23 protein-coding genes are annotated in these 26,523 nt (G+C 56.2%); 9 read left to right on the plus strand and 14 right to left on the minus strand.

Annotated features, from left to right (window positions below):
* Positions 1-18 precede the first annotated feature (18 nt).
* Entirely contained in the window at positions 19-600 is a 582-nt protein-coding gene (gene dcd / locus G364_RS0103535) for a dCTP deaminase (protein ID WP_019933773.1), read from the minus strand.
* Positions 601-663: 63 nt separating this feature from the next.
* Complete coding sequence (gene apbC, locus G364_RS0103540) at positions 664-1,734, minus strand: iron-sulfur cluster carrier protein ApbC (protein ID WP_019933774.1); 1,071 nt, start codon at positions 1,732-1,734, stop codon at positions 664-666.
* A gap of 140 nt (positions 1,735-1,874) precedes the next feature.
* Here apbC and metG point away from each other — a divergent pair, with 140 nt between their 5' ends.
* Positions 1,875-3,908 (plus strand): methionine--tRNA ligase, encoded by a 2,034-nt coding sequence (gene metG, locus G364_RS0103545; protein ID WP_026344663.1) that lies wholly within the window; start codon positions 1,875-1,877, stop codon positions 3,906-3,908.
* 131 nt (positions 3,909-4,039) lie between these two features.
* Here the strand turns inward: metG and G364_RS0103550 are convergent, their stop codons facing one another.
* From G364_RS0103550 to pabB, 3 genes are all read right to left on the minus strand, one after another.
* On the minus strand, positions 4,040-5,422 hold the full coding sequence (locus tag G364_RS0103550; RefSeq protein WP_019933776.1) for an L-serine ammonia-lyase: 1,383 nt from the start codon (positions 5,420-5,422) through the stop codon (positions 4,040-4,042).
* 149 nt (positions 5,423-5,571) lie between these two features.
* Positions 5,572-6,135 carry a CoA pyrophosphatase gene (locus tag G364_RS0103555; protein WP_019933777.1) on the minus strand — a complete coding sequence of 188 codons (564 nt, stop codon included), beginning with the start codon at positions 6,133-6,135 and terminating at the stop codon, positions 5,572-5,574.
* On the minus strand, positions 6,132-7,508 hold the full coding sequence (gene pabB, locus G364_RS0103560) for an aminodeoxychorismate synthase component I (protein WP_019933778.1): 1,377 nt from the start codon (positions 7,506-7,508) through the stop codon (positions 6,132-6,134). Before pabB ends, G364_RS0103555 begins: the two co-directional genes overlap by 4 nt.
* 124 nt (positions 7,509-7,632) lie before the next feature.
* Between pabB and G364_RS0103565 the strand changes: the two genes are divergently transcribed.
* Positions 7,633-9,153, plus strand: coding sequence for a fumarate hydratase (locus tag G364_RS0103565; RefSeq protein ID WP_019933779.1), 1,521 nt, complete (start codon positions 7,633-7,635; stop codon positions 9,151-9,153).
* A gap of 75 nt (positions 9,154-9,228) precedes the next feature.
* Here the strand turns inward: G364_RS0103565 and yccX are convergent, their stop codons facing one another.
* A complete protein-coding gene (gene yccX, locus G364_RS0103570; RefSeq protein ID WP_019933780.1) occupies positions 9,229-9,501 on the minus strand; it encodes an acylphosphatase in 273 nt (90 codons plus the stop codon).
* 126 nt (positions 9,502-9,627) lie between these two features.
* On the opposite strand from yccX, the gene selD reads away from it, so the two are divergent.
* The 4 genes from selD to G364_RS0103590 all read left to right on the plus strand — a co-directional run bounded on the left by selD (position 9,628) and on the right by G364_RS0103590 (position 14,292).
* Positions 9,628-10,665, plus strand: coding sequence for a selenide, water dikinase SelD (gene selD / locus G364_RS0103575; RefSeq protein ID WP_019933781.1), 1,038 nt, complete (start codon positions 9,628-9,630; stop codon positions 10,663-10,665).
* Complete coding sequence (gene mnmH / locus G364_RS0103580) at positions 10,658-11,755, plus strand: tRNA 2-selenouridine(34) synthase MnmH (RefSeq protein WP_019933782.1); 1,098 nt, start codon at positions 10,658-10,660, stop codon at positions 11,753-11,755. Before selD ends, mnmH begins: the two co-directional genes overlap by 8 nt.
* The gene (locus G364_RS0103585) at positions 11,749-12,381 is read left to right on the plus strand and encodes an MBL fold metallo-hydrolase (protein ID WP_019933783.1); all 633 of its coding nucleotides are present in this window, start codon (positions 11,749-11,751) and stop codon (positions 12,379-12,381) included. The genes mnmH and G364_RS0103585 overlap by 7 nt, the downstream gene beginning before the upstream one ends.
* Before the next feature lie 69 nt (positions 12,382-12,450).
* On the plus strand, positions 12,451-14,292 hold the full coding sequence (locus G364_RS0103590; protein ID WP_019933784.1) for a methyl-accepting chemotaxis protein: 1,842 nt from the start codon (positions 12,451-12,453) through the stop codon (positions 14,290-14,292).
* Positions 14,293-14,350: 58 nt separating this feature from the next.
* Here the strand turns inward: G364_RS0103590 and G364_RS0103595 are convergent, their stop codons facing one another.
* Complete coding sequence (locus G364_RS0103595; protein WP_019933785.1) at positions 14,351-14,956, minus strand: hypothetical protein; 606 nt, start codon at positions 14,954-14,956, stop codon at positions 14,351-14,353.
* A gap of 93 nt (positions 14,957-15,049) precedes the next feature.
* Between G364_RS0103595 and G364_RS0103600 the strand changes: the two genes are divergently transcribed.
* Genes G364_RS0103600 through glpD form a run of 3 tightly spaced genes read left to right on the plus strand, consistent with a single transcriptional unit; the run spans position 15,050 to position 18,767 of the window.
* Positions 15,050-15,811 carry a penicillin-insensitive murein endopeptidase gene (locus G364_RS0103600; RefSeq protein ID WP_019933786.1) on the plus strand — a complete coding sequence of 254 codons (762 nt, stop codon included), beginning with the start codon at positions 15,050-15,052 and terminating at the stop codon, positions 15,809-15,811.
* Positions 15,805-17,292 carry a glycerol kinase GlpK gene (glpK, locus tag G364_RS0103605; RefSeq protein WP_026344666.1) on the plus strand — a complete coding sequence of 496 codons (1,488 nt, stop codon included), beginning with the start codon at positions 15,805-15,807 and terminating at the stop codon, positions 17,290-17,292. Before G364_RS0103600 ends, glpK begins: the two co-directional genes overlap by 7 nt.
* On the plus strand, positions 17,289-18,767 hold the full coding sequence (gene glpD / locus G364_RS0103610) for a glycerol-3-phosphate dehydrogenase (RefSeq protein ID WP_019933788.1): 1,479 nt from the start codon (positions 17,289-17,291) through the stop codon (positions 18,765-18,767). Before glpK ends, glpD begins: the two co-directional genes overlap by 4 nt.
* On the opposite strand, the gene G364_RS16775 is transcribed toward glpD, so the two are convergent.
* The 7 genes from G364_RS16775 to G364_RS0103645 all read right to left on the minus strand — a co-directional run bounded on the left by G364_RS16775 (position 18,750) and on the right by G364_RS0103645 (position 26,402).
* Positions 18,750-19,319 carry a DUF5610 domain-containing protein gene (locus tag G364_RS16775; RefSeq protein ID WP_019933789.1) on the minus strand — a complete coding sequence of 190 codons (570 nt, stop codon included), beginning with the start codon at positions 19,317-19,319 and terminating at the stop codon, positions 18,750-18,752. The two genes, glpD and G364_RS16775, sit on opposite strands and share 18 nt — an antisense overlap.
* Before the next feature lie 72 nt (positions 19,320-19,391).
* On the minus strand, positions 19,392-21,164 hold the full coding sequence (locus G364_RS0103620; protein ID WP_019933790.1) for a putative bifunctional diguanylate cyclase/phosphodiesterase: 1,773 nt from the start codon (positions 21,162-21,164) through the stop codon (positions 19,392-19,394).
* A gap of 121 nt (positions 21,165-21,285) precedes the next feature.
* Positions 21,286-24,261, minus strand: coding sequence for a hypothetical protein (locus tag G364_RS0103625; RefSeq protein ID WP_019933791.1), 2,976 nt, complete (start codon positions 24,259-24,261; stop codon positions 21,286-21,288).
* Positions 24,254-24,631 (minus strand): hypothetical protein, encoded by a 378-nt coding sequence (locus G364_RS0103630; RefSeq protein ID WP_019933792.1) that lies wholly within the window; start codon positions 24,629-24,631, stop codon positions 24,254-24,256. The genes G364_RS0103625 and G364_RS0103630 overlap by 8 nt, the downstream gene beginning before the upstream one ends.
* On the minus strand, positions 24,621-25,367 hold the full coding sequence (locus G364_RS0103635; protein WP_019933793.1) for a PulJ/GspJ family protein: 747 nt from the start codon (positions 25,365-25,367) through the stop codon (positions 24,621-24,623). Before G364_RS0103635 ends, G364_RS0103630 begins: the two co-directional genes overlap by 11 nt.
* A complete protein-coding gene (locus G364_RS0103640; protein WP_019933794.1) occupies positions 25,364-25,888 on the minus strand; it encodes a type IV pilus modification PilV family protein in 525 nt (174 codons plus the stop codon). The genes G364_RS0103635 and G364_RS0103640 overlap by 4 nt, the downstream gene beginning before the upstream one ends.
* Complete coding sequence (locus G364_RS0103645) at positions 25,875-26,402, minus strand: pilus assembly FimT family protein (RefSeq protein ID WP_019933795.1); 528 nt, start codon at positions 26,400-26,402, stop codon at positions 25,875-25,877. Before G364_RS0103645 ends, G364_RS0103640 begins: the two co-directional genes overlap by 14 nt.
* Positions 26,403-26,523 lie beyond the last annotated feature (121 nt).

Raw genomic sequence — 26,523 nt, forward strand, 5'->3', positions numbered from 1 at the left:
CAGCTCCCCCGAAGGGGGTCAGTCCTGATTTATGCGGCTGGCATCGGCACCTTGCTGAGATTTATATTTGGCGCTGGCGCGGCTCATGTAGGGGCGCTCGGCGGGGCCCGACATGGTTTCAAAGTTCAGGGCACCAATCACCATCTGGGGGCGCAGAGCCAGGGGCAGTTTGCCGCTGTTATAAAACTCCAGCACAATGCGGCCACTCCAGCCCGGATCTATGCGGTGCGCCGTTACGTGCACCATCAGGCCAAGGCGGGCCAAGGAAGAGCGGCCGTCCAGCCAGCCCACTATGTCGTCGGGCAGCGTCACCGACTCGTGAGTAACGGCCAGCGCCAGCTCGCCGGGGTGCAGAAAGAAGGCTTCACCGTCTGCAATAATGATTTCATCACTCATTACCCGGTTAATCTGCTCCTGCACCTGCCCTTTGGGGCCGCTCAGGTCAATGTAGGGCGCGGTATGATCCTGAAACACACGAAAGGCGTTGCCCAGCAGCACATCCACACTCACACCACTGATCCGCTCCTCTGCCGGGGCGGGATCAATCTTGATTCGGCCCTCGGCCAGATATTGTTTAATGTCCCGATCGCAAAGACGCATGACAACTCCTGAAACCTGAATAAAAGCCGGTGCACCCGCATGGCGCACCAGCAGCACTAATACTTATACCAGCCGGGTGTAGAGCGTGGTGGGCACGGTTTTGCCGGTAAAATACAGGCCGGCAGCCAGCCGGGCAGCCATATTGAGGTAGCGGCCAGCCACCTCACCTTCCGGATCTACCGTCATTACCGGCGTGCCGGCATCCATTTGCTGACACAGAGTGGCATTAAGCGGCATTTGGCCAAGCAAAGGCACGCCATGCTCGCTGCACAGATGCTCACCACCGCCTTCGCCAAACAGGCTTTCTTTATGGCCGCACTGGCTGCACTGGTGATAACTCATGTTCTCTACCACGCCCAGCACCGGAATATTGACCTTGCCGAACATATTAATGCCTTTTACCGCATCGGCCAGGGCCACGTTCTGGGGCGTGGTCACCACCACAGCAGCGGTGGTAGGCACCTGCTGGGCAATGGTGAGCTGAATGTCACCGGTGCCCGGGGGCAGGTCCACCACCAGATAGTCCAGCTCGCCCCAGCGGGTTTCCCGCAATATCTGCTCCAGCGCCTTGCTGGCCATGGGCCCGCGCCATATGGTGGCGTCGTTGGCTCCCACCAGAAAACCTATGCTGTTGGCTTTTACGCCATGAGCGGAAATCGGGCTCATGGTTTTGCCGTCGTCACTGGCGGGGCGCTGACCGGTCACTCCCAGCATCATGGGAATGGAAGGGCCGTACACATCCGCATCCAGCACACCCACTCTCGCCCCCAGCCGGCTCAGCGCCAGCGCCAGGTTCACTGCCGTGGTGGACTTGCCCACGCCGCCCTTGCCGGACGACACCGCAATAATATTGCGTACACCGGCAATGGGCCTGGCTTCATTGGCATGAGCCAGAGACGCCACATCGGTATGCAGCTGCCAGTTAATCTGCTTTGCGCCGGCAATGGCGCACAGCTCGTCATTCAGGCTCTCAAGCCCGGCTTTGTCCGCTCCCACAAAAGGCAGCGTAAGCGCAATGGTTAACACATCGCCTTCACAGGTTATGCTGCGTACAAAACCGGCAGACACCGGATCCTGCGCCCAGAAAACGGGCTGAAAGCGGCTTAACCGTTGCCGAATTGGTTCAATATTCATTCAGTTAGGTCCAAATGAGGGGAGTAACAGCACTTTAGCAAAAGCACTGCGCAGGTAAAACGTTGCTGAAGAGTGTATATGCCAAAAAACTCGGGTAACATGCGGGGTCCCGTAAACTCAACTCTACAAAAATGGAAATTATGGCTACCGATCCACGTAAGATTCTCGTTACCTGCGCCCTCCCCTATGCCAACGGTTCAATTCACCTTGGTCATATGCTGGAGCACATTCAGGCCGATATCTGGGTTCGTTACCAACGAATGCGTGGCCATCAGGTCCATTTTATCTGCGCCGACGATGCCCACGGCACCCCCATCATGCTCAAGGCCAAGCAACTGGGCGTAACCCCGGAAGACATGATCGCCGCGGTGAAAAAAGAGCATGAACACGACTTTGAACGCTTTAATATCGGCTTTGATAACTATCACAGCACGCACAGCGATGAAAACCGTGAGTTTGCGGAGCTTATCTACGGCCGCCTGAAGGAAAACGGCTTTATTGAAAGCCGCTCCATCTCTCAGCTGTACGATCCTGAGCAGAACATGTTTCTGCCCGATCGTTTCGTAAAAGGCACCTGCCCCAGCTGCAAGGCGGAAGACCAATACGGCGACAACTGTGAAGTCTGCTCCGCTACCTACACCCCCGCCGAGCTGATTAACCCCCGCTCTGCGGTGTCGGGCGCCACTCCGGTGATGAAAGATACCGAGCACTTCTTTTTTGATTTGCCTCAGTTCGAGGGCATGCTCAAGGCCTGGACCCGCTCCGGTGCCCTGCAGGAAGAAATGGCCAACAAGCTGGAAGAGTGGTTTGAATCCGGCCTGCAACAGTGGGACATCACCCGCGACGCCCCTTATTTCGGCTTTGAAATTCCCGATGCGCCGGGCAAATATTTTTACGTATGGCTGGACGCCCCAATCGGCTACATGGGCTCGTTCAAAAACTACTGTGGCAAACGCGGCGATCTGAACTTTGACGATTACTGGAAGCCCGGCAGCGAGGCCGAGCTGTATCACTTTATCGGCAAGGACATTGTTTATTTCCACAGCCTGTTCTGGCCGGCCATGCTGGACGGCAGCGGTTTCCGCAAGCCCACCAATATTTTTGTGCACGGATACGTAACGGTAAACGGTGCCAAAATGTCCAAGTCCAAGGGCACCTTTATCAAGGCCGACACTTACCTTAATCATCTGGACCCTGAGTGCCTGCGTTATTACTACGCCGCCAAGCTCACCAGCCGCATTGACGATCTGGACCTGAACCTGGGCGACTTTGTGGCCCGGGTAAATGCCGATGTGGTCAACAAGCTGGTCAATCTGGCGTCCCGCAATGCCGGCTTTATTGCCAAGCGCTTTAACGGTGAACTGGCCGCCGAGTGTGCCGAGCCTGAGCTGTATGCCGAATTTGCCGGTGCTGCCGAGCGCATTGGTCAATTTTACGAACAGCGTGAATATGGCCGTGCCATTCGCGAGATCATGGCGCTGGCCGACAAGGCCAACCGCTACGTGGACGACAAGGCACCCTGGGTGGTGGCCAAGGAAGAAGGCAAAGACGCCGAGCTGCAGGCCATCTGCTCTGTGGGCATTAACCTGTTCCGGGTGCTGATGACCTACCTGAAGCCGGTGATGCCCAAGCTGGCCGAGCGCGCCGAGGCCTTCCTCAACACAGAGCTCACCTGGAATGCCGTGAGCGCGCCGCTTACCGGCCACACCGTGACCAAGTTCAAGGCGCTGTTCAGCCGCATGGAATCCGACAAGGTCGACGCCATGGTGGAAGCGTCCAAAGAAGATCTGGCCGCTGAGCAGGCCAAGGCAGCCCCCACCGGCCCGCTGGCAGACGACCCCATCAGCGACACCATCGGCTTTGATGACTTCGCCAAGGTAGACCTGCGGGTGGCGCTGATCAAGAAAGCGGAAGCCGTGCCCCAGGCCGACAAGCTGCTACGCCTGGAGCTGGACCTGGGTGGCGAAAGCCGCCAAGTGTTTGCCGGCATCAAGTCGGCCTACAGCCCGGAAGATCTGGAAGGCAAACTCACCGTTATGGTGGCCAACCTGGCCCCGCGCAAAATGCGCTTTGGCATGAGTGAAGGCATGGTGCTGGCCGCCGGCCCCGGCGGCAAGGATCTGTGGATCCTGGAGCCGCACACCGGTGCCCAGCCCGGCATGCGCATCAAGTAATAGCTGGAAGCCGTCAGCTGGAAGCTGGAAGTACCTTCTGCCAACTAAAGTGACAGCTACAAAAAAGCCCGGTTTTTAACCGGGCTTTTTACTTCCAGCTTCAGGCTTTCAGCTTCAAGCTTTCTTTCCGTTCAGCATTCAATAATATTCACCGCCAGGCCGCCGCGGGCGGTTTCCTTGTATTTGGTTTTCATGTCTCTGCCGGTGTCGCGCATGGTTTTAATCACCTTGTCGAGGGACACCTTGTGCTCGCCGGTGCCGCGCAGGGCCAGGCGGCTGGCATTAATGGCCTTCACCGCGCCCATGGCATTGCGCTCTATGCAGGGCACCTGCACCAGACCACCCACAGGATCGCACGTCAGGCCCAGGTTGTGCTCCATACCAATTTCGGCGGCATTTTCAACATATTCGATGGTGCCGCCCACCACAGCAGTCAGCGCACCGGCAGCCATGGAGCAGGCCACGCCCACTTCCCCCTGGCAACCGACTTCGGCACCCGAGATAGAGGCGTTTTCCTTATAGAGAATGCCAATGGCAGCGGCGGTAAGGAAATACTGCACCAGGGCGTCGTCGTCTACCGGCTGCACGAATTTGTCGTAATAATGCAGCACCGCAGGCAGAATGCCGGCGGCCCCGTTGGTGGGCGCCGTCACCACCCGGCCACCGGCGGCGTTTTCTTCATTTACCGCCAGCGCAAATAAATCCACCCACTCCATCACGCTTAAGGGATCCTTATTGTAATGGGCTTCGCTCACCAGCCGGCGGTGCAAAGAGGGTGCACGACGCTTTACCTTAAGCCCGCCGGGCAAAATGCCTTCGGTTTTACAGCCCCGTTTCACACAGGCCTTCATTACGTCCCAGATCTCCCGCAGGCCGGCAACCACTTCTTCTTCACTGCGGTTTACCTTTTCGTTTTCCATCATAAGGCCACTGATGGACATGCCGTTTTCCCGGCACAGCTGCAGCAGCTTATTGCCGCTTTTAAACGGAAACGGCACCGGCCTGGCGCTGGACTCGGCCACGGCGGCCGCCTTGGTGTCGGCAAACTCTTCCGCTTTCACAATAAAACCGCCGCCAATGGAGTAATAAGACTGCTCTGCCAGCACCTTATCGTCCTCAAAGGCACGGCAGGTCATGCCGTTACTGTGCAAGGGCAGGGTTTTTCGACGATGAAACACAATGGCACCCGTGCGCGGAAAGGCGGCAGCATGAGTCTGGTTCAGTACAATTTCCTGGCTGGCTTCCACCTTTTCCAGAAACTCAGGGATCATGTCTACGTCCACGGATTCGGGATCAAAACCGCCCAGCCCCAGGATCACCGCCTTGCCGGTGCCATGGCCAATGCCGGTCTGGCCCAAAGAGCCAAACAGCTCTACTTCTACTCGTGTGGTACGAGTAAGGGTGCCCTGCTCCGCCATGGCCTGCACAAAGGCATGGGCCGCCCGCATGGGGCCTACGGTATGGGAAGAAGACGGGCCGATACCGATACTGAAGATGTCAAACACGCTGATCATGGCAACTCCGAACACTACAGATGTGAAACAGCGACGCCGCGGCAATCGCTCAACTATTATTGAACGATTGTAGGTTTATTTGAGTTTTAACCCAACAGAATTTTAACAAGCCAGCGCAGAAACATAGACTTTGTGATAAGGATCGCCAGTCAGCGCGCCACCTGATGGGCAAACTGATGAATAACAGACGCGGTAATGCCCCACACCCAAAGCCCGTGCCAGCGAATAAACACCACCCGGTGCAGCCTGCCCCGCCGCTGCTGGCTCAGCACATGGTGATGGCGCAAGTCCAGCAGATAATCCAGCGGAATCCGGTAGAGCTCGTCCACTTCATCGGGGTTCAGCACAAATTCCGGCTGTCCCTCCACCAGCCCCACAAAGGGCGTGAGCGCAAAACCGGAAATGGTGTACTGGGCCCGCAGCCGCGCCAGCTGCCGGCAGCGCGCCGGCGGCAGGCCAATCTCTTCTTCGCTTTCCCGCAGGGCCGTGTGCCACAGGCTGGCATCTTCTTTATCTACCCGGCCGCCGGGAAAACTGATTTGCCCGGGATGCTGACGCAAATGCCGGCTGCGCCGGGTCAGCACCAGCTCTAACCCTTCCCGGCCTTCCAGCACCGGCATCAGCACCGCTGCGGGCCGGGCATGCCCGGGCCAGCCGTCATCAGGCTGTGGCGGCAGCAGATTAATGCGGGTGATCAGCTCATCCAGGGTCATAGCTTTTCCAGCACGGGTAAAATGCGGCCCAGTTTATCGAACAGCTCCTGATATTCGCTGGCCTGCTCGGAGTCGGCCACCACGCCGCCGCCGGCCCAGCAGTAAAGCCGGTGCTGCTCTGCCAGCAGGGTACGAATGGTAATGCTGGTGTCCATGCGGCCATGAGCACTTAAATAGCCCATGCTGCCGCAATAGCCATGGCGGCGATGGGGCTCCAGCTCTTCAATAATCTCCATGGCGCGTATTTTGGGGGCACCGGTAATGGAGCCGCCGGGAAAAGTGGCCGCCAGCAGATCGGTGCCGTCGAGCCCCGGCTTCAGCTCGCCGGTAATGGTCGACACCAGATGATGCACCGCCGGAAACGACTCAATGGCAAACAGCGACGGCACCCTGACACTGCCCGGTACACAGACCCGGCCAATATCGTTGCGCAGCAGGTCCACTATCATCAGATTTTCGGATCTGTCCTTGGGCGCTGCGGCCAGCTCATCGGCCAGTTGCCGGTCCTGCTGCGGGTTTTGGCCTCTGGGCCGGGTGCCCTTGATGGGTTTGGTTTCTATTTGTTGGCCTTCCAGAGCAATAAAGCGCTCAGGCGACAGACTTAAAATGGTGGTGTCCGGCAGGGGCATAAAGGCGGAAAACGGCGCTTTATTATGCTCACTGAGCGCCTGATAGGCGGTCCATGGGCTCCCTTCAAAAGGCGCATTAAAGCGCACCGTCAGGTTTATCTGATAACAGTCGCCGGCGGCCAGATAGTCCTGCACTTTATTAAAGTTGGTGCCATATGCTTCGCGGCTCTGATTGGCCTGCCAGGGGCCGGCCAGCTTAAAGCTTTCCGCCTCTGGCGCACTCAGGCCCCGCCACCAGGCCAGTTTTTGTTGCAGTGCCGCCTCATTGCCCAGCACCAGCAAATGAGCTTGTTCGGTTTTACGGTCTATCACCCAGGCCCAGTCATACAGGCCTACTGCCATATCGGGGGTGATCAGCTCATTACGGGCATGTTCAGGAATGCGCTCCAGCCGCCGGCCCAAATCGTAACCAAACAGCCCCAGGGCACCACCGGCAAAGGGCAGATGGGCCAGTTCCTCTGGTAAGGTCACCTCATCCAGCAGCCGCTGTTGCCAGGCTTTAAGCAACGCAAAGGAGCAGTCACTGCTGTGCTCTGTGCCATTGGCATGGGTAATGGTGGTGCTGTTCCCTCTGGTGACCAGGGTGGCCACCGGCCCGGCACTGATAATGTGATAACGGCTGTCACCGGCCAGCGGCGAGGCCGACTCCAGCAGCACCGACCAGGGCTGGCTTGCCAGAGGAGAGAAAAAGTCACGCACCGGGCCGGCAAAGGGCTCGCTGTGTATGTGCAAAGGCAGTCCCATTATGTAATCCACTCGACAGTTTTGGCATTACGCTCAGGCTCCGGCTGGTCAGCCGGGGGCGCGCAAGCGTATCATAGCGCCGATTATAACAACTCAAAGCCAGCCGATAACCCATGAGGAAGCCATGAGCATTATCAAAAAGCAGGACTTTATCGACTCCGTTGCTGACGCCCTTCAATATATCTCTTATTACCATCCGCTGGATTTCGTGCAGGCGCTGGAAAAAGCCTACGAAAAAGAGCAGAGCCAGGCCGCCAAAGACGCCATTGCGCAAATTCTGATTAACTCCCGCATGTCGGCAGAAGGCCACCGCCCCCTGTGCCAGGACACCGGCATTGTGACCTGCTTTGTAAAAATCGGCATGCAGGTGCAGTGGGACTCGGATATGACGGTGCAGGAAATGGTGGATGAGGGTGTACGCCGCGCCTACTCCAACCCGGATAATCCGCTGCGCGCCAGCATAGTGGCTGACCCCGCCGGTGCCCGCAAAAACACCAAAGATAACGCCCCCGCCGTGGTGCATATCGACATGGTGCCCGGTGCCGAAGTGGAAGTGGCCATTGCCGCCAAGGGCGGCGGCTCCGAGAACAAGTCCAAAATGGTGATGCTGAACCCGTCCGACGACGTGGTGGAATGGGTGCTGAAGACACTGCCCACCATGGGTGCCGGCTGGTGCCCGCCGGGCATGCTGGGCATCGGCATTGGCGGCACCGCTGAAAAAGCCGCCGTGCTGGCCAAGGAATCCCTGATGGATCCGGTGGACATTCACGAGCTGATCGAGCGTGGTGCCGACACCACCGAAGAAAAACTGCGTCTGGAAATCTTTGAAAAGGCCAACAAACTGGGCATTGGTGCACAGGGTCTGGGTGGCCTTACTACCGTGGTGGATGTGAAAATCAAGACCGCGCCCACCCATGCCGCTTCAAAGCCGGTGGTGATGATCCCCAACTGCGCCGCCACCCGTCATGTGCACTTTCATCTGGACGGCTCAGGCCCTGCCGAGCTGACTCCGCCAAAACTGGAAGACTGGCCACAAGTCACCTGGGAAGTGGGTGAAAACGTGCGCCGGGTCAACCTGGATACCGTGACCCGTGACGACATTCAAGACTGGAAAATGGGCGAAACCCTGCTGCTCTCCGGTAAGCTGCTGACCGGCCGGGATGCGGCTCACAAGCGCATTCAGGACATGATCAACAAGGGCGAGCCCCTGCCGGTGGACTTTAACGGCCGCTTTATTTACTACGTGGGCCCGGTGGATGCCATTGGTGACGAGGCCGTGGGCCCGGCCGGTCCCACCACCTCCACCCGCATGGACAAATTCACCGACATGATGCTGGAGCAGACCGGCCTGATGGGCATGGTGGGCAAGGCTGAGCGCGGCCCGGCCACCGTGAGCTCCATTCGTGATCACAAGGCCGTTTATCTGATGGCCGTGGGTGGTGCCGCCTATCTGGTGGCCAAGGCGGTGAAAAAAGCGAAAGTGCTGGCCTTTGAAGACCTGGGCATGGAAGCCATCTACGAGTTTGAGGTGGAAGACATGCCGGTCACCGTGGCGGTCGACAGCGACGGCAACAATGCCCACGAAGCCGGCCCCGCCATCTGGAAAGCCAAAATCGAAGAGCTGGACCAGGCGCTTAAAGGCTAAACACAAGCTGGAAGCGTGAAGCTGAAAGCCGGAAGTTGTTGTGCCACACTTCCGGCTTCAAGCTTCCAGCCCTTGTCATCCGGTTTCAAATCCGCGCACACCTGTGGGGGTGATGTCGTTTTCTTCCAGCCCTGCCACATTTGCGCTGTCGGGCCCCTTGCGTAACCAGGCGGTTAACTGCCGCACGGCAGGGGCCTGCCCTTCTGCCAGCACTTCCACTCTGCCATCGGGCAAATTACGGGCATAACCACTCACGCCCAGACGCTCGGCCTCGCACTGTGTGTAATAACGAAAACTCACTCCCTGCACCCGACCGCTGACCCAGATTTTTCTGGCAATAATGCTCATGGCTTCGGCTCCTTTTTATTGTTTCGCTGCCTTTAAGTTTACGCTCACCCGCACGCGCTGTGGGGTGCGATTCCTGCCTATAAGGAGTACTATACAGGCTTTCTGACAGTTACCAAGGAAGCTCACGTGGAACCCATTCGCCTGACTCAATACAGCCACGGTGCTGGCTGCGGCTGCAAAATCTCCCCCAAAATCCTCGACACCATACTGCACAGCCAGCTGCCCGGTTTTAACGATCCGCGCCTGGTGGTGGGCAACGACAGCCGTGACGATGCCGCCGTGGTGGATGTTGGTAACGGCATGGGCATTATCTCCACTACCGACTTTTTTATGCCCATTGTGGACGATCCCTTTACCTTTGGCCGCATTGCCGCCACCAATGCCATCAGCGATATCTACGCCATGGGCGGCACGCCAGTGGTGGCCATTGCCATTCTGGGCTGGCCAATCAACACGCTGGCACCGAAAGTGGCTCAGCAGGTGATTGACGGCGGTCGTCAGGCCTGCCATGACGCCGGCATTTCCCTTGCCGGCGGCCACAGCATAGACGCACCCGAGCCCATTTTTGGCCTGGCAGTCACTGGCCAGATTGCGCTGGATCAGGTGAAACGCAATGATACCGCCGCCGCCGGCGATATTCTTTTTCTGACCAAGCCGCTGGGCATTGGCGTGCTCTCCACCGCCCAGAAAAAAGGCGTGCTGCGAAACGAAGACAGCCAGATTGCGCCCGAGGTCATGTGCCGGCTGAACAGGCCCGGTCAGGATTTTGCCGCACTGGACGGCGTCAGTGCCATGACCGACGTGACCGGTTTTGGCCTGCTCGGGCACCTGGTGGAAGTGTGTGAAGGGGCTGATGTGAGCGCCATTTTGCATATGGCGGATATTCCGCTGCTGCCCAACCTGGATTATTACCTGCAGGCGGGTGCCGTGCCCGGCGGCACCCTGCGCAACTTTGATGCCTATGGCCATAAAGTGGCCCCCATCACGCAGCGCCAGCAGCATATTCTGTGCGATCCGCAAACCAGCGGTGGCCTGCTGGTGGCGGTGCGCCCCAGCGCCATTGACGAATTTTTATCCGTGGCCGCCAGCCATAACCTGAGCCTGGCGCCCATTGGCGAGCTGGTCACCGCCGGCGAACACCGCATTGAGGTAGTGGATGCCTGATCTGCACACCGATCTCGATGCGCTGTTTATCAATAACACGCCTCTGCTGGACCTGCGCGCGCCGGTCGAGTTTTTACAGGGGGCCTTTCCGGCTTCCTGTAATCAGCCACTGATGACAGATGACGAGCGCGCACAGGTGGGCACCTGCTACAAACATGAAGGCCAGCAGGCCGCCATTGAACTGGGCCATCAATTAGTGTGCGGTGAAATACGCGAGGCCCGTCTGCAGGGCTGGCTGAACTGGCTTGAGCAAAACCCTGACGGCGTGCTTTATTGCTTTCGGGGCGGCCTGCGCAGCCAGACGGTGCAGCAGTGGCTTGGTGATGCCGGCCGTCCAGTGTCCCGGGTCAAGGGTGGCTACAAAGCACTGCGCCGGCGGCTGCTCACCGAAATTGAACAGGGTTTTGCCGGCCCGGGTTTTGTGCTCACCGGCCTCACTGGCAGCGGCAAAACCGACTGGCTGGCGCGCAGCCCGCTGTCGCTGGATCTGGAAGGCTATGCCCACCACAGAGGCTCCAGCTTTGGCAACTGGGGCGAGCCTCAGCCCACTCCCATCAACTTTGAAAACCGCCTGGCCATTGCCCGGTTAAAGCAGCGTCACAGTGGTATTAAGGGCTGGCTGGTAGAAGACGAAAGCGCCATGATTGGCCGCTGCCCGGTGCCCCTGCCCCTGTATGAGCGCATGCAGCAGGCACCGCTGCTGTTGCTGGAAGTGCCCTTTGAGCAGCGGGTGCAGCAAATTCGCCACGACTATGTAGACACCATGCAACACCACTTTAACCAGGATTTTGCGCGGCTGGAAAGCTACCTGCAGAACAGCCTGAAACGGCTGTATAAACGCCTGGGCGATCGGGAATGGCGACGGCTGTCGGAAATTATGTCTGAGGCGGTTCGCCATCAGCAGCTGGGTTATGGCAGTGAGGCCCATGAAGAGTGGATCGCCACCCTGCTGGGTGTTTATTACGACCCCATTTATGCCCGCCATCAGGCGGCCAAGGCCGATCGCATCGTTAAACGCGGTGACGCCGACGAACTGGCCGAATGGCTTGCACAGCAGCCCGAAGCTCAACCTGAGGAAACACAATGCTGAATCGTATTACCCTGCCGGTAACCCCCTTTATGCAAAACTGCAGCCTGGTATGGTGCAGCGCCACCAACAAGGCGGCACTGATAGACCCGGGCGGTGAAACCGAGCGCCTGCTGGCCGCCATTAATGAACGGGGGCTGACTCTGGAGCGCATTATTCTGACTCACGGCCATCTGGATCACGTGGGCGGCACCGGCGAGCTGAAAGCCAATACCGGCGTGCCGGTGGAAGGCCCGGGCAAGCAAGATGCCTACTGGATAGACGGCCTGGCTCAGCAGGTGCAGATGTTTGGCTTTGATCCCGTGCCGGGTTTTACTCCCGACCGCTGGCTGAATGCCGGTGACACCGTCACTGTGGGTGAAGATGTGCTGGACGTGTATCACTGCCCCGGCCACACGCCGGGCCACATGGTGCTGCTGCACAAGGCGCAACGGCTGGCCTTTGTGGGCGACGTGCTGTTTCAGGGCAGCATTGGCCGCACCGACTTTCCCGGCGGCAGCCACGAGCAACTGATAGACAGCATTAAACACACTCTGCTGCCGCTGGGTGACGACATCACCTTTGTACCCGGCCACGGCCCCGAAAGTACCTTCGGCCATGAGCGACTGAATAACCCGTTTTTACGCTGACCCTCTGCGCCTGCTCATGGCGCACAACCCCCTCTTTCAGATGTTCCGATAACGAGAAAAAATTAACGGATGAAAATAAAACACAAGCTCGCTCTCAACACCCTGGTGGTGATTGCCGCCATGGGAATTTTGTTTACCTTGTTTACGCATACCCTGAATACCATCAAAGCTCTGAACCATGGCAAGGCACTGGCAATGACGCTGCATAACGATATGCTCAGCCTGCGCCGGGATGAAAAAGATTTTATCGCCCGCCTCGATACCCGTTATCTGGACGACTTTCAGCAACAAATGGCGCAAACCCAGCAGCACCTGGCTCAACTGAAGGCTGTGCTTGAGCAGCAACAGTTACCGATCACCGCACTGACCAGTTTAAGTGAACGTTTCAGCCGGTATAGCACCGATTTCACGGCAGTGGCGGACGCTTATCAGCGTCTCGGGCTGGATCATGAGTCCGGGCTGGAGGGCGAGTTGCGCCAAGCCGTACACGATGTTGAAGCCTCTCTGAATAACGCCGGTGCCGATCGGATTCTTATTACTCTGCTGCAGCTTCGCAGAGCCGAAAAGGACTTTATGCTGCGCCATGAAGTCCGCTATTTGCAACGTTTTAATAATCTGCATGAGCAATTGCTTAGTGAACTTGACACCCTGGCTTTATCCCGGGTTCAGGCCAGCCATTACCGGCAGCGTTTTCTCGCTTATGCCGATGAGCTGCAACGTCTGGGACTGAGCAGTGAGGAAGGATTGCAGCTGACCATGCGTCAGACTATTCAGAGTACCGAGAGCCTGCTGAACAGTACTCTTGCCGATATCGAGCAGCGGCTGCAGGCCTATCTGGATCAGTCAACCCGTACCGCGACCCTGGTATTTATGCTGATGTTGCTGCTCACTGCAGGAGTCGCCATTGCCATCAGTCGTTCCATTTTCCGCCCCATCAGGCAAATTCGTGAAGGCGTGCTGAGCATTCATCATACCCGCCACCTCGGACTGCACATTGATACCGGCAGCAAAGATGAAATGGCAGACATTGCCGATGCGCTGAATACCATGCTTCAGGGGTTCCGGGAGGTAATTCAGCAGGTGCATCAGGCTGTGGGCACCATGAATCAGACCACTCAGCAACTGTCAGAAAGCGCCGCCGCCACGACCGCAGACATTGAACGCCAGCAGCAGGAAACCGAGCAGGTTGCCACCGCAGTAACAGAAATGGTCAGCACCATTGATGACATTGCCCGCAATACCGACCAGACCGCCATCAAGGCCGGCAAGGCCAACGGCAGTGCAACGGAAGGACAGCAGCAGGTGCAGGGCACCATAGAGCGCATTCGCCGTCTGGCCGGCCGGCTGGAAGACTCGGTAGGCAGCATTGAGGACTTGTCCCGTCAGAGCGACACCATCGGTACCGTATTACAGGTTATTCGCGATATCGCCGATCAGACCAACCTGCTGGCGCTCAATGCTGCCATTGAAGCCGCCCGAGCAGGTGAGCAGGGCCGGGGATTTGCCGTGGTGGCCGATGAAGTCAGGGCGCTGGCGGCGCGCACTCAGGATGCAACCCAGGAAATAGCGACCATCATCAGCTCACTGCACGCAAAAACTGACGACATGGTGAAGATTATCTACCAAAGCAGAGAAGAAGGACTGGAAAGCAGCCAGCAGGCCAAACAAGCTGAAAGAGTACTGGATGACATTACCGGAGAAGTGACCGTCATTTCAGACATGGCCACTCAAATTGCCACTGCTATTGAGCAACAAAGCAGCGTTGCCAATGAAATTGGCCGTAATGTGGTAGTCATTCGGGACATCACCGACAATACCGTACAGGCCGTGCGCGACAATTCTCAGGCCACTCGAAACATCGCCGTTCAGGCACAAAACCTGCAGGAGGTGGTCTCGGTGTTTCGTATCTGAGAACGACTGTCGGCATTCCCAGTTACCCGCCAGCAACCAGCCGCGCTAAAGGCGCGGCTCAGTCATCCCAGTCATCGTCGTCTTCTTCCACCGGCTCTTCTACCACCACCATGGGTGCCAAAGGTGCGATAGCATCCAGCAGTTTGCGGCGCGGCTGCCAGTTGGCCACAAAGCCAAAACGGTAGCAGTTTTCACCCAGGGCAAAGCGCTCTTCGGCCTGGGTTTCCAGCGCCTGCTGTACGGCGTTCAGCTCCTGCTCGCTCAGCTGCAGATCCAGAGTAAAGGCAATAATGGCTCCGTCGTGGCCCGGCAGCTTGCCCTTGTTCACTGCCCTCACCCTGTCTCTGGGCAGGCTCACCACCAGCTTGCGATTCCCGTTCACCAGATACAGCCGCTCGGCGTCATAGGCCAGGTTCATTAACCGCTGCCGGCTCCAGCTGGCCGGCCACAGGCTCACCAGCAAGAGCACACCGCCAAATACCAGCCCCACATAATGCACCAGCTCAAAGCCGTTCTGCGCATCCAGCGCCGACCACACCACCACAGCCAAACTGGCCAGCAGCACAGCGGCCTGAGTGGCATAAAAACGAAAAGCAGGTGGCAGCAGCACAAACTCAAGAGGCTGCTGTAACAACTGTTGCACGGACAGGCGCTGGGCGGTCATGATGAAATTCCGACGAGATTAAAAGTCGCTACCCTAGCAAAAATTTGCACTGGCATAAATAATGGTGCCATGTGGGCAAAGGAGAGCACATTGATGTTAAAACCGGTTTTCTGGCTGGCGCTGATCCTGTTCAGCATTCACTTTGGCGCACAGGCCGAGGCCATTGGTGGCTACGCGGCGGGCTGCCAGACTCAGTCTCAAGCGCTGCCTCTTTCTGGTGCGGGCTTTCAGGTGGTTCGCGCCGAGCGCCAGCGTTATTACGGCCAGCCCGAGCTGATTGATTACTTGCAGGGGCTGGGCCAACGGCTGAACGCCGCCGGCCTGCCGCCCATGCTGGTGGCCGATATGGCAAGAAAGCATGGCGGCCCCTTTGAATATGGCCACCGCAGCCACCAGAGCGGGCTGGATGCAGACATCTGGCTGCGCGCGGGCAACCCTGCCCTGCCCGAGCAGGACATGGTCAACCATAAGCTATATGTGCTTAACCGCCACTTTACCGATAACCAGCGCCGGCTGATTGCCCTGGCCGCCCAGGATGAGCGCGTGAGCCGTATTTTTGTGCACCCGCTGATCAAACAGGCCATGTGCCGTGCTTACGGCGATGCGCCCTGGCTGGGCCGCCTTCGCCCCTGGTATGGTCACTCGGGGCATTTTCATGTGCGGCTGCACTGCCCTGCCGGCCATGCGAGCTGCGAGCCTCAGCACCCTGTGCCCGCCGGCACCGGCTGCGGCAGTGAGCTGGCCAGCTGGATAAACGACAAAACCGGCGAGCTGTATAAGGGGCCGCGCAAACCCTGGAAGCCGCTATTGCCTGCTGTCTGTACTCAATTACTGGCCCGGAAGGAGGCATCATGAGCAAGCCACAATACATACTGGCGCTGGATCAGGGTACCACCTCCTCGCGCGCTATTTTGTTTGACCACCAGGCGCGTGTGGCGGGTATAGCCCAGCGGGAATTTACCCAGCACTATCCGCAAGCGGGCTGGGTGGAGCACGATGCCACCGAAATCTGGGCCACCCAGCGCGCCACCTTAACCGAAGTGCTGGCCAAAACCGGCGTGCGCCCCAGCCAGCTGGCGGGCATTGGCATTACCAATCAACGGGAAACCACAGTGGTGTGGAACAGACACACCGGCCAGCCCATTCACAACGCCATTGTCTGGCAATGCCGGCGCACTGCGGCTATTTGCGAGCAGCTCAAGCAGCAGGGCCTGACCGACGAGATAAAACAGCGCACCGGTCTGGTGCCCGACGCCTATTTCTCGGGCACCAAGCTGCGCTGGCTGCTGGACAATGTGCCCGGTGCACGCGAACAGGCCGACGCCGGTGACTTGCTGTTTGGCACCATAGACACCTGGCTGGTGTGGAAGCTGACCGAAGGCCGGGTGCATGTCACCGACTATACCAATGCCTCGCGCACGTTGCTGTTTAATATCAACACCCTGGAATGGGACCCCTTGTTACTGGAAACGCTGAATATTCCCGCCAGCCTGCTGCCCGAGGTAAAGCCGTCTTCCCGGGTGTATGGCGATGCGGATATTGGCGGCAAAGTACCCATTGCCGGCATGGCCGGGGATCAGCAGGCGGCACTGTTCGGCCAGCTGTGCTTTAACAAGGGCATGGTAAAAAACACCTACGGCACCGGCTGTTTTATGCTGATGAACACAGGCCAGCAAAAAGTGGAGTCGAACCATGGCCTGCTCACCACATTGGCGGTGGGGGCCGGCGGCGGCGTGAGTTATGCGCTGGAAGGCTCGGTCTTTATGGGCGGTGCCATTATTCAGTGGCTGCGGGACGAGCTGGGGTTAATTGCTCACGCCAAGGACAGCGAAGCCTGTGCTAACGCAGTTGCCAGCACCAATGGTGTGTATCTGGTGCCCGCCTTTACCGGACTGGGCGCGCCCTACTGGGATGCCTATGCCAAAGGCACCATCACGGGGCTGACCCGCGGGGCCAACCGCCACCATATTGTGCGGGCCGCACTGGAGGCCATTGCCTTTCAGAGCCGGGATCTGCTCGATGCCATGCAACAGGACGCGGGGCTTCGCCTGGCGGCGCTGAAAGTGGACGGCGGTGCCGCTGCCAATAACTTTTTAATGCAGTTTCAGGCGGACATTACCCACACCAGGGTGGTGCGCCCTGCCCTGCTGGAAACCACGGCGCTGGGCGCAGCCTTTCTCGCCGGGCTGGCCACCGGCTTCTGGCAGAATACAACGCAGCTGGCGCAGTGCGTGAGCATTGATCAGGCGTTTACGCCCACTATGCCAAATGATGAGCGCGAGGCCCATTATCAAGGCTGGCAGGCGGCAGTAGCCCGCGCCAGGAGTGAACCATGAGCCAACCGCTGGATGTAATGGTCATAGGCGGCGGCATTAACGGCACCGGCATCGCCCTGGATGCCGCCGGCCGTGGGCTTGATGTGGCGCTGTGCGAGATGAACGATCTGGGCGCAGCCACGTCCTCCGCCAGCAGCAAGCTGATCCATGGCGGCCTGCGTTACCTTGAGCAATATGAATTCCGGCTGGTGCGCGAGGCACTGGCCGAGCGGGAAACCCTGCTGCGGGCGGCACCGCACATTATCTGGCCGCTGCGCTTTCGGCTGCCTCATCAACCTCACCTGCGCCCCGCCTGGATGATACGGCTGGGGCTGTGGCTGTATGATCATCTGGCACGGCGCGATCGGCTGCAGCCATCACGCCGCGTGTTTCTGAACGGGCAGAGCCCTCTGCAACCGAAGCTGAAGCTGGCCTTTGAATATTCCGATGCCTGGGTGGACGATGCCCGCCTGGTGGTGCTGTGTGCCATGGCGGCCCGGGAGCGCGGCGCACACATCTGGCCCCGCACCCGCTGCATTCAGGCACAGCGTGCCCACGGCCTCTGGCAGGTAACGCTGGAAGACGCCAGCGGCAGCCGGCGCACCGTGTTGGCACGGGTTCTGGTGAACGCTGCCGGCCCCTGGGCCAGCAGCCTGTTTGATGAGGTGCTGCACACAGCGCCACCGGCGCACCTGCGGCTGGTAAAGGGCAGCCACATAGTGGTGCCGCGCCTGTATGACAGTGATGACGCCTATATTCTGCAACACCGCGACGGCCGCATTGTGTTTGTGCTGCCCTATGAGCAGGACTATTCCCTGATTGGCACCACGGATGTGGACTACACCGGTGATCCGGCCAGTGTGGCACCGGCTTATGATGAAATTACCTACCTGTGTGACGTGGTTAACGAGCACTTTCGCACTCAGATTTCACCGCAACAGGTAGTGCATCAGTTTGCCGGCGTGCGGCCGTTAATGGCCAATGGCGATAATCAGGCCCAGAAAGCCTCACGGGATTACAAACTGCTGCTGAGCGCCGATGGCAACGAGGCACCGCTGTTGTCGGTGTTTGGAGGCAAAATCACCACTTTCAGGGCACTGGCAGAAGACGCCATCAACCAGCTGGCGGCGTTTTTGCCCGGCACCGGCGGCCCCTGGACCAGCCAGCTGGTGTTACCCGGCGGCGATTTCAATCACCATGCCGGCCTGCAGGCGAAGCTGATACAAGAATACGCCTGGCTGCCTTTGCCCCTGGCTCGGCGCTATGTGCGCAGCTACGGCACCCTGTGCCGGCAGTTTTTGCAGGGCTGCCAAGGTCTGGAAGACCTGGGAGCGCACCTGGGAGCCGGCTTATACGGTGCCGAGGTGGATTATTTAATGCAGCAGGAGTGGGCCCGCACCGCCGACGATATTCTGTGGCGGCGCACCAAGCTGGGGCTGGTGTTCAATAACGCCAGGCAGCAACGGTTACAGGAATATTTAAGCGCCAGATCCTAACCTTTCTTCACGAAAGGTGTTGAGTTTGTCTGTAATCAGTTCGCGGGTGGCGGTGGCGTTATCCTTGATGCTGCCGTCGAACACACTTAGCCCTTCCAGAATATTGACGGCTTCTCCAAAGCCCTTATCAATGGAGCTGGTGATGGTGTCGAGAAACTGCTCCAGCTGCTTATCTTCCGGCATACCGGGGTTTTGTTTCTGGAAGGTCTCAAAAAAACCAAGGGCTCCGTCTACTATGCGGCTGGCGGTGTTTTCCGGAGACCAGTAATCGTCGGGCTTGTCTGCCAGCTTTTCGGGAGTAATGGCATGCTGCTCGCCAAGCTCCGCATTGATCGTACTCATTATCTCGCCATAAAGAATACTCATGGCCTTGTTATTGCCCGTATTACCGCCATCAAACATGGCCTGCACTATGCTCTGGTTACTGCGGGCTTTCAGCTCGGAGCGGGCGCTGACCACATCGTGCTCGGCACCTTTTTCTGCCGGTGTCTGTCGCTCGTTTTTGCTGGCTACCTGATAAACCTGATTACCTGAAACCGGAGAAATCGCCATTATCCTGCTCCTTTTTAGCATTCGATAAACAAGGTATCGGCCAAACCAGCAAAAGCTTAATTAAGGCAGCATTTACATAAGAGTGCTGTTACCCGGCCCTTTACTGCATAAAGACAAGAGCGGCAAGAGTTCGCTGGCCGGCATGGGCTTGTAATAATAATATCCCTGCACGGTAATGGAGCCGAACTCTTCCAGCAGCTCCAGCTGCTCTTTTTGCTCTACTCCTTCCACCACCAGGCTTAATGACAGCTGCTCTGCCAGCTGCATAATGGTGCGCAACAAGGTCAGCGCTCTTGAGCTTTCGCAGGCTTCCACCATAAAGCTGCGATCAATTTTAAGCTCATCCAGCGGAAACCAGTGCAGGCAGGACAGCGCCGAATAACCGGTGCCAAAGTCGTCCAGAGAGAGCTTAAATCCCTGATCCCGCAGCTGCTGCAGCATATTAATGCCGGTATCCAGCTGATCCATCATGGTGGACTCGGTGACTTCCAGCTTGATGAGAGAATGCGGCAAGCCAAAGCGGGCCATGGTAACCATCAGCCAGTCACAAAAATCGGCCTGGCTGAACTGCTGGGCACACAGGTTTACCGACACCATGGGCGGCATCATGCCCTGCTCCCGCCAGGCGGCCAGCTGTGTGCACACCTGCTCTATTACCCAGCGATCCAAACGCACAGACAGCCCGCTTTGCTCGGCCACCGGAATAAACTCGGCAGGAGAAATCATATCAAGGCGCGGGTGCGTCCAGCGCAGCAGTGCCTCAACCCCGACAATGCGCTCATCAACCGAGCACACCTGTGGCTGATAATGCAAACTCACTCCCTGCACCAGACCGGTATTCAGCATATGCCCTAGGCTCTGCTCAATAATCAGCTCTCTGTGGTGCAGCCTGTGCTGCTGCTCATCCACAAACTGATAGCGGCCGCGGCCTTCCCGCTTGGCCATGGCATGAGCATATTCTGCCGCCTGCAACAGGTTTTCGGGCTCTTTGGCATCGCGCGGATAAATGGCAATGCCAATGCTGGGCTGCATGCACACCACATTTTGATCAGCCAGCACCATGGGCTGCCCCAGCAGACTGAGCAGTTTTTCTGCCAGATGCCCCATGGTGGTATCTTCCGCCTTGCTGTGGCGCAAAATGGCAAACATATCGCCCTGCAGCCGCACCAGGGTATCGGCTTCGTCTACTGCCGCCTGCATAATGCGCGCCTGCTGACGCAATACATCATCGCCCCAGGTCATGCCCAGCTGCTCATTTACCGGTTTCAGCCGGCCAATATCGAGTACCATTAACCCCACCCGTATTTTGTTACGCTGTGCTTCGGCCAGCGCCTGCTCCAGGCGAGAGGTTAATAACTGACGATTGCCCAGCTGAGTGAGCGGATCTTTAAAGGTAAAGGGCATGCGATCCTGCTCGGCCATGCGCTGACCGCTGAGATCGTGACCAATGGCCACTCTGTGGGTTATCTGACCATGGTGGTTGGTAAGCGTATTAATGCTGAGCCACTGCGGATACACCTCGCCGGACTTGCGCCGGTTCCATACCTGACCACTCCATTGGCCGGTACGGCTGATTTGTTGCCACATTTTTCGGTAAAAGTCAGGCTCATGTTTAGCAGACTGAATAAGCCGTGGCGTTTTGCCCAACACCTCTTCGGCAGTAAAGCCGGTAATTTGAGTAAAGGCCGGATTAACCCGCTCGATAATGCCGTCGGCATTGGTCACGATAATGGACTCAAGCGCATTTTCAAACACATGGTGCAGCAGCTGCCGCTTAAAGCTCAGGTTTTGCTCAAACACGCTCGTCTGAGCAGCAGCCTCCTGATGGTGATGATCTTCGCGCACTGTCGGTATCCTTACCTTGTTATTATGGCTTGCGAACTGATGATAATTTTTTGTAAACAATTAGTAAAACATCTACATCACACTTTTGTACTGCAGGCTGGGCCTGCAGTACCGGCTGGGATCAGCGAGTGGCTTCACGCCGGTTAAAGGTGCGCTCGCCCGGGCTGAAGCGGCCGGTAATGTCCAGCAGTGCCTCAGGATCTTCAAGGCCGCCTTCATTGTCTTTATCTGCCGGCTTCAGCCAGTAATGCAGTCCTTCAATGGTAACTATTATGTCTTTTAGTTCACTGGCGTAAGGGTCGACCTTAATCTCCTTGCTCACCTCGCCCTCAGCCTTGAGCTTGAACCCGAGCGTCAGATTTTCCACTGAGTTACCATCCAAAGCAGCCTGTAGATGGCTTCCATCTGAAAGATCGTAATCGGTACCAGTATCTTCTTTCAGCTGCTTAAGGCTATCACCGTAATAGTGCAACTTGCTGAACATGGTGCCTTCTTTACCTACTTCTATTTCAGTATCCATCAGGGTGACAAAGCCAAAACGCAGGGTGTCGTCTTCGCCGGCAAGTGTGGTTGTATCTTCGCTCCCCTTTGTCTTGTCATGATCACTGATTGTCAGTTGAAGAGGCAGATCAAGCGCTGTTTCTGAAAAAGGAGCCGCTTTGATAAATTTGAGCATGCTGGTATCAAGCGTTATCTTATGCTCACCAGTTTTCTGCTCTGAGATATTCAGCTCAAGAGTGCCGTACTCAAGATAAGTACTGAGTGCAAGCTCCGTATTAGTGACAAGACCTTCAGCAAACTCACCGCTGTAACTGCTTAGTACATTACCCTTGGTATCAAGTCCCACCACAGTAAAAGCGGGCTCTGTGTCAAAGCTTAAACCAGGTTTACCTGCATAAACCACATCATCTTTGATATCACCATTTTGAGTTTTTATTATCTCAAGTGAAGCAGGCACGGTGCGGCCGACAATGGCTATATCACCATCCGTTTTCAGCATGCAGCCGTTATCACCCACGGCATAAGGCGCACAGGTTTCAGGCACGGTTGCCTGTATCAGGGCTACCCCGGAAATAGGCTTGGCGCTTTGAAAGCCCGGGTTATTATTTTGATTAAAATTAACCATAGGCTGTTTGATGACAGGAGTATCATCAGTTTCTTTGGCATCATCACCCAATTCATGAATAATAATGTCATTCAACTGGGCGTTGTAATCATCAATCAGCTTATCGCCTTCACCATAAGCTTGCAGTGTCAGCGCGACTTGTTCACCGGCGTTACCCAGTACGGTACAAGATGCCGCATGTTCGGCGTATAAAAAGCCATCATCGCCACTGCAATCGGCAGCGGACCAGCGCAGCTGTTTGGGCACAAACACCAGATCAAGCTGATATTCCACTTCCTGCTTGTTTTTACCATTTTTGCCATTGTCACCTTTAATGGTCAGGGATATGGCTTCAGCCTTGTTATAGGTCAGGTCCAACGGAAAGCTAACTTCACTGCCTTTTTTCAACACTCTATTACCGGTTTGAAGTGTTCCGGTGCCGTTCAGCTCAGTAATATAAAAATCGAAGTTGGGAGTAGTTTCTCCCAATTTTTCTTCATTAAGAGTGATCTCATCATACACATAGGCAGCGAGATAAGATTGCACATCCTGCTCGGTACACAACTTGCAGCTTGGCAGGCGAGTGCCGTCAGACAGATAACAGCGCAACTCACCTTCATCAGGTGAGGGGGTCATTTTATCTGCCACAAACTGTATGCATTTATTTTTATCCAGCTTGGTATTAGGCTTATAGTCAGTCACCTTGCCTATAAAATTATTGAAGTTGGAAATGTTATTATTGTTCTCGCCATCATCTATCTTCAACCTGGCATAGTCTGAATAGAGCAGCAAATCGTTACAGGCCTCATCACCACAGGCGTAGGCTGTCAGTTCATTCGCTTCCTTGTTAAAGCTGAGCTGGTAATGATGAACTCCATCTGATGCAGAAAGTTCTTCAAAGTTGATAGCGGAGCTTCCCTCCATTTCCAGATCAACCACATTGACAGCACCAAATATTCTTGTGCTGCCCTGCATCTCCAATTCGCCTTCAACGTATACATAACCATAGATCCTGGAAGAGCCTTCAAGCTCTGCTTCGCCGTCACCGTATACAAAGGCAAGTACCGGGTTTTCACTGGTACCCAGTTCAGTACTACCCTGTAACTCTAAATCTTCTTCAATATAAAAGGTTGTGAGTTCATCACCTTGTGGTATTACTCTGGCGCTGCCCTGTAAGTCAACCTCTTCATACCAGTATGTGCCGGCATCAAGATATAGTCTGGTACTACCAGATAATTCAAGAGATTTGGCTTGTACCGCGCCATAAAGCTTACTACTGCCTTGCAGTTCAAAGTCGCCGTAAGATTTTATATTTCCATACCAGGTGGCGCTGCTACCCAGCTTTACCTGATCATCATCGTAATGAAATATGTTCACTTTTTGTGACGGGCTGCCCACCTGATTACTGATGGAGACATCAACATTGTCTTTAACGTAAAAGTTAACCTCACCATTACCATTAATAATAATTTTGCTGCTACCGGATAATTTCAATGAGTCTAACCAATAATTACCGCTATCAAGATAAAGGATGGTACTGCCCTGTGCCGACAAGTCTCCTTTTATCAGCACATCGCCCGAATTGGCAATATGCAATCTGCAACTTCCCTGCGCTTCCACTTTTTCGTATGCATCGCGATCATATCTAATGGTGCCGGAGCCACTACACTTGGCTTCAAACGAAGAGTTCGTTTTCTTGAAGTCTGGCAATGTAAAAGGAGAGCGATTAAATCGCGGCAGTGAATAAGCCGGAGTGATTTTCCCTGAAACAGTGCATGTTATTCCGTCGCACTTTCCTTTCAGATCATCCTCTTTTTTAAAGTTCAGCACACCGTTATTGGTGCCGTTAATGCTGGTACTCCAGCCCATTTCCACTTCACCCTTTTGATCATGGCTCTGGGCAGCAAAAGGGAAAAGCGCAGGAATACCGGATGCCAGTGCCGGTGCCGTGGCAAGCAGTGCCGTCAGATAAAACAAGGCCGTTTTATTCATTAATCACCTCAACTTCTATATTGCGGACCACGGTAAGGCCGCTGCCGGTGCAGGTGCCGGTGGAAATAATTTGTCTTTGTAATGCGCCAGCAGGTGTGATGCTGTGAATGTACGCATCACATCCATTAACAAAGAAAGGGCTGTCTTTATCCACTACCTTGTCGGCATTGAAATTGTCGAGCACGGCATAAATTTGCTGCTCCAGTACCGACTCGGCTGCCAGGCGGGCTTTCAGCGCCTGCACTTCGTATACCAGCTGGCGGCTGCTCTGGCCCGAGAGGGTGACCATGGCGGCCATTAACCCCGAGAGGATCACAATAATAAAGATGATGCTTACCAGCATGCTGCCGGCCTGAGGGTTAAGGCGCATAGATCACCTGCAGCTGCGCGGGCAGCACCAGATTGCCGTCCTGGGTGCTCAATACAAGCTCCATTTGTATCAGTTGACTGGTCTCATCATAGTCTTTGAATACGCCATTTTCACTGATCCCGCTCAACATCAGGGTTTTATCTTCCCAGCCGGCACCGGTGTTTTGTTCACGATAAAGCCTGCCCTGCTCGCTGCAAAACCGAATTTGCTCAGGCTTGAGCAGAGTGTAACGCTGGCCTGCCCCTTCTCGCTTGAAATCAATATCAGCAGGAGTATCAAAAATGTCACTCACACCAAAGCTGTCATTGGCAGGCTCTTGCTCCAGTTGATAAACAGTGTTGGTGAGTGTAGCTGGATAATTACTCCATTCAGCCTCGCCACTGTCAGCCCGAATGGCCATATAACTATTTTTTATATTTTTATCTTGCAGGCTCAGCGGTTTAATAAAAGTAGCCAGCTGGTTTTTCACCGTGCCGGTATAGGTGCCGGCCGCCAGGGCAGGCACAAATGCCAGGCAGTTGTTTTTGATATACACACTGGGGCCATACGCCACGGCCAGCTCGCGGCGCAACCGCTCCATGGTAAAGCGGGCACCGGCGAGCACTTCGGCACGCTCGGCCCCGCCCATATAGCTGCTGGCCATCTGGGCAATAAAACGGGTGCCAAACACGGCGCTGATACCAATCAGCACCATCACGATAACCAGCTCCAGCAGGGTGAAACCGCGCGCTTTCATCTTATGTTGTACCTGTGCAGGGTAAAGGACACATCGGCTCCGTTTTGATCTGCGATGGCAATTAGCACCTTTTTAAATGCAGTGCCGGCATCATCAGTTTCAAGGGTAACGCAGGTTTCTACTGTGTAGCGGGCATAAAGCTGTTGCTGGGTCAGTGCCAGTTGGGCTGCCAGCGCATCGCCGGTAATGGCGTTTTCATCACACCAAAGATGAAAGTCATCCAAATGCTCAAAAGACTTAATGCCGCTACTTACATCAGCAGTGGCGCTATTCAAACAGTTAACGTCTTCATCGATATCACACCGAACTTGTGCCTGCGGATTATTATTATCGTCGTACTGTACCGCCAGCACCTGTTCGGCCAGGGCTTCGGCCAGTGAGACGGCGCGAAACTGAAACACCGGATCCAGCTGGCGGGGCTGGCTTACAAAAAACAGCCCCGCCCCCACCAGCACAATAGCCAAAATGGCCAGGCCAATCACATATTCCAGCAGGCTGAGGCCGGCATTAGCGCGCCACATAAATATACCCCTCTGGCTCTATGGTTACCGAGGTGCCGGCCAGGGTTATGGTGAGTGTGCTATCAAGCGGATTACCGTTTATATGGGGCCGGCCCAGGTAGCTGTTATCACTAAGAAAGTTTTCATTGGCGAACAGGCCAAACTGCAGAGTAAAGGGCAGATTCTGGTTTGAGGAAACCGAAAGCTCAGCTCCCAGCCAGATATCAGGGTTTGTACCACTGAAGCCGGTAAGCAAAGTGGCGCTGCTGCAATTGCTGGAAATGCTTACTCCTGTTCGAGTAACCGCAATCACACCACAGCGGTTGATATCGGTGCCGCTTTGCAGCGCTTCGGGGTCGTTCATGGCTCTTAGCTGGGCCAGACGCAGTAACCCCGCCAGATTGCGGGCCTGTAGGGCATCTTCAAAGTCGCCCCCCACGGGCAGGCGCGGAATGGCCACGGCTGCAAGAATGCCCACCAGCACCAGCACGGCGACCATTTCTATCAGGGTAAAGGCAGCGTGTTTACGCACCATAAGGGGGAGAGCTTAATAAATGGGGGGCATTGGTGGCCCCGTAAACAGCGGGAATCACCACGGGCCCGATTAGGGTAAAACCGGCTGTGCTGCACATGGGTTTCCTTTATTGGAAAGAGTG

It is taken from the genome of Oceanimonas smirnovii ATCC BAA-899, from assembly GCF_000381965.1.
Classification (GTDB): domain Bacteria; phylum Pseudomonadota; class Gammaproteobacteria; order Enterobacterales; family Aeromonadaceae; genus Oceanimonas; species Oceanimonas smirnovii.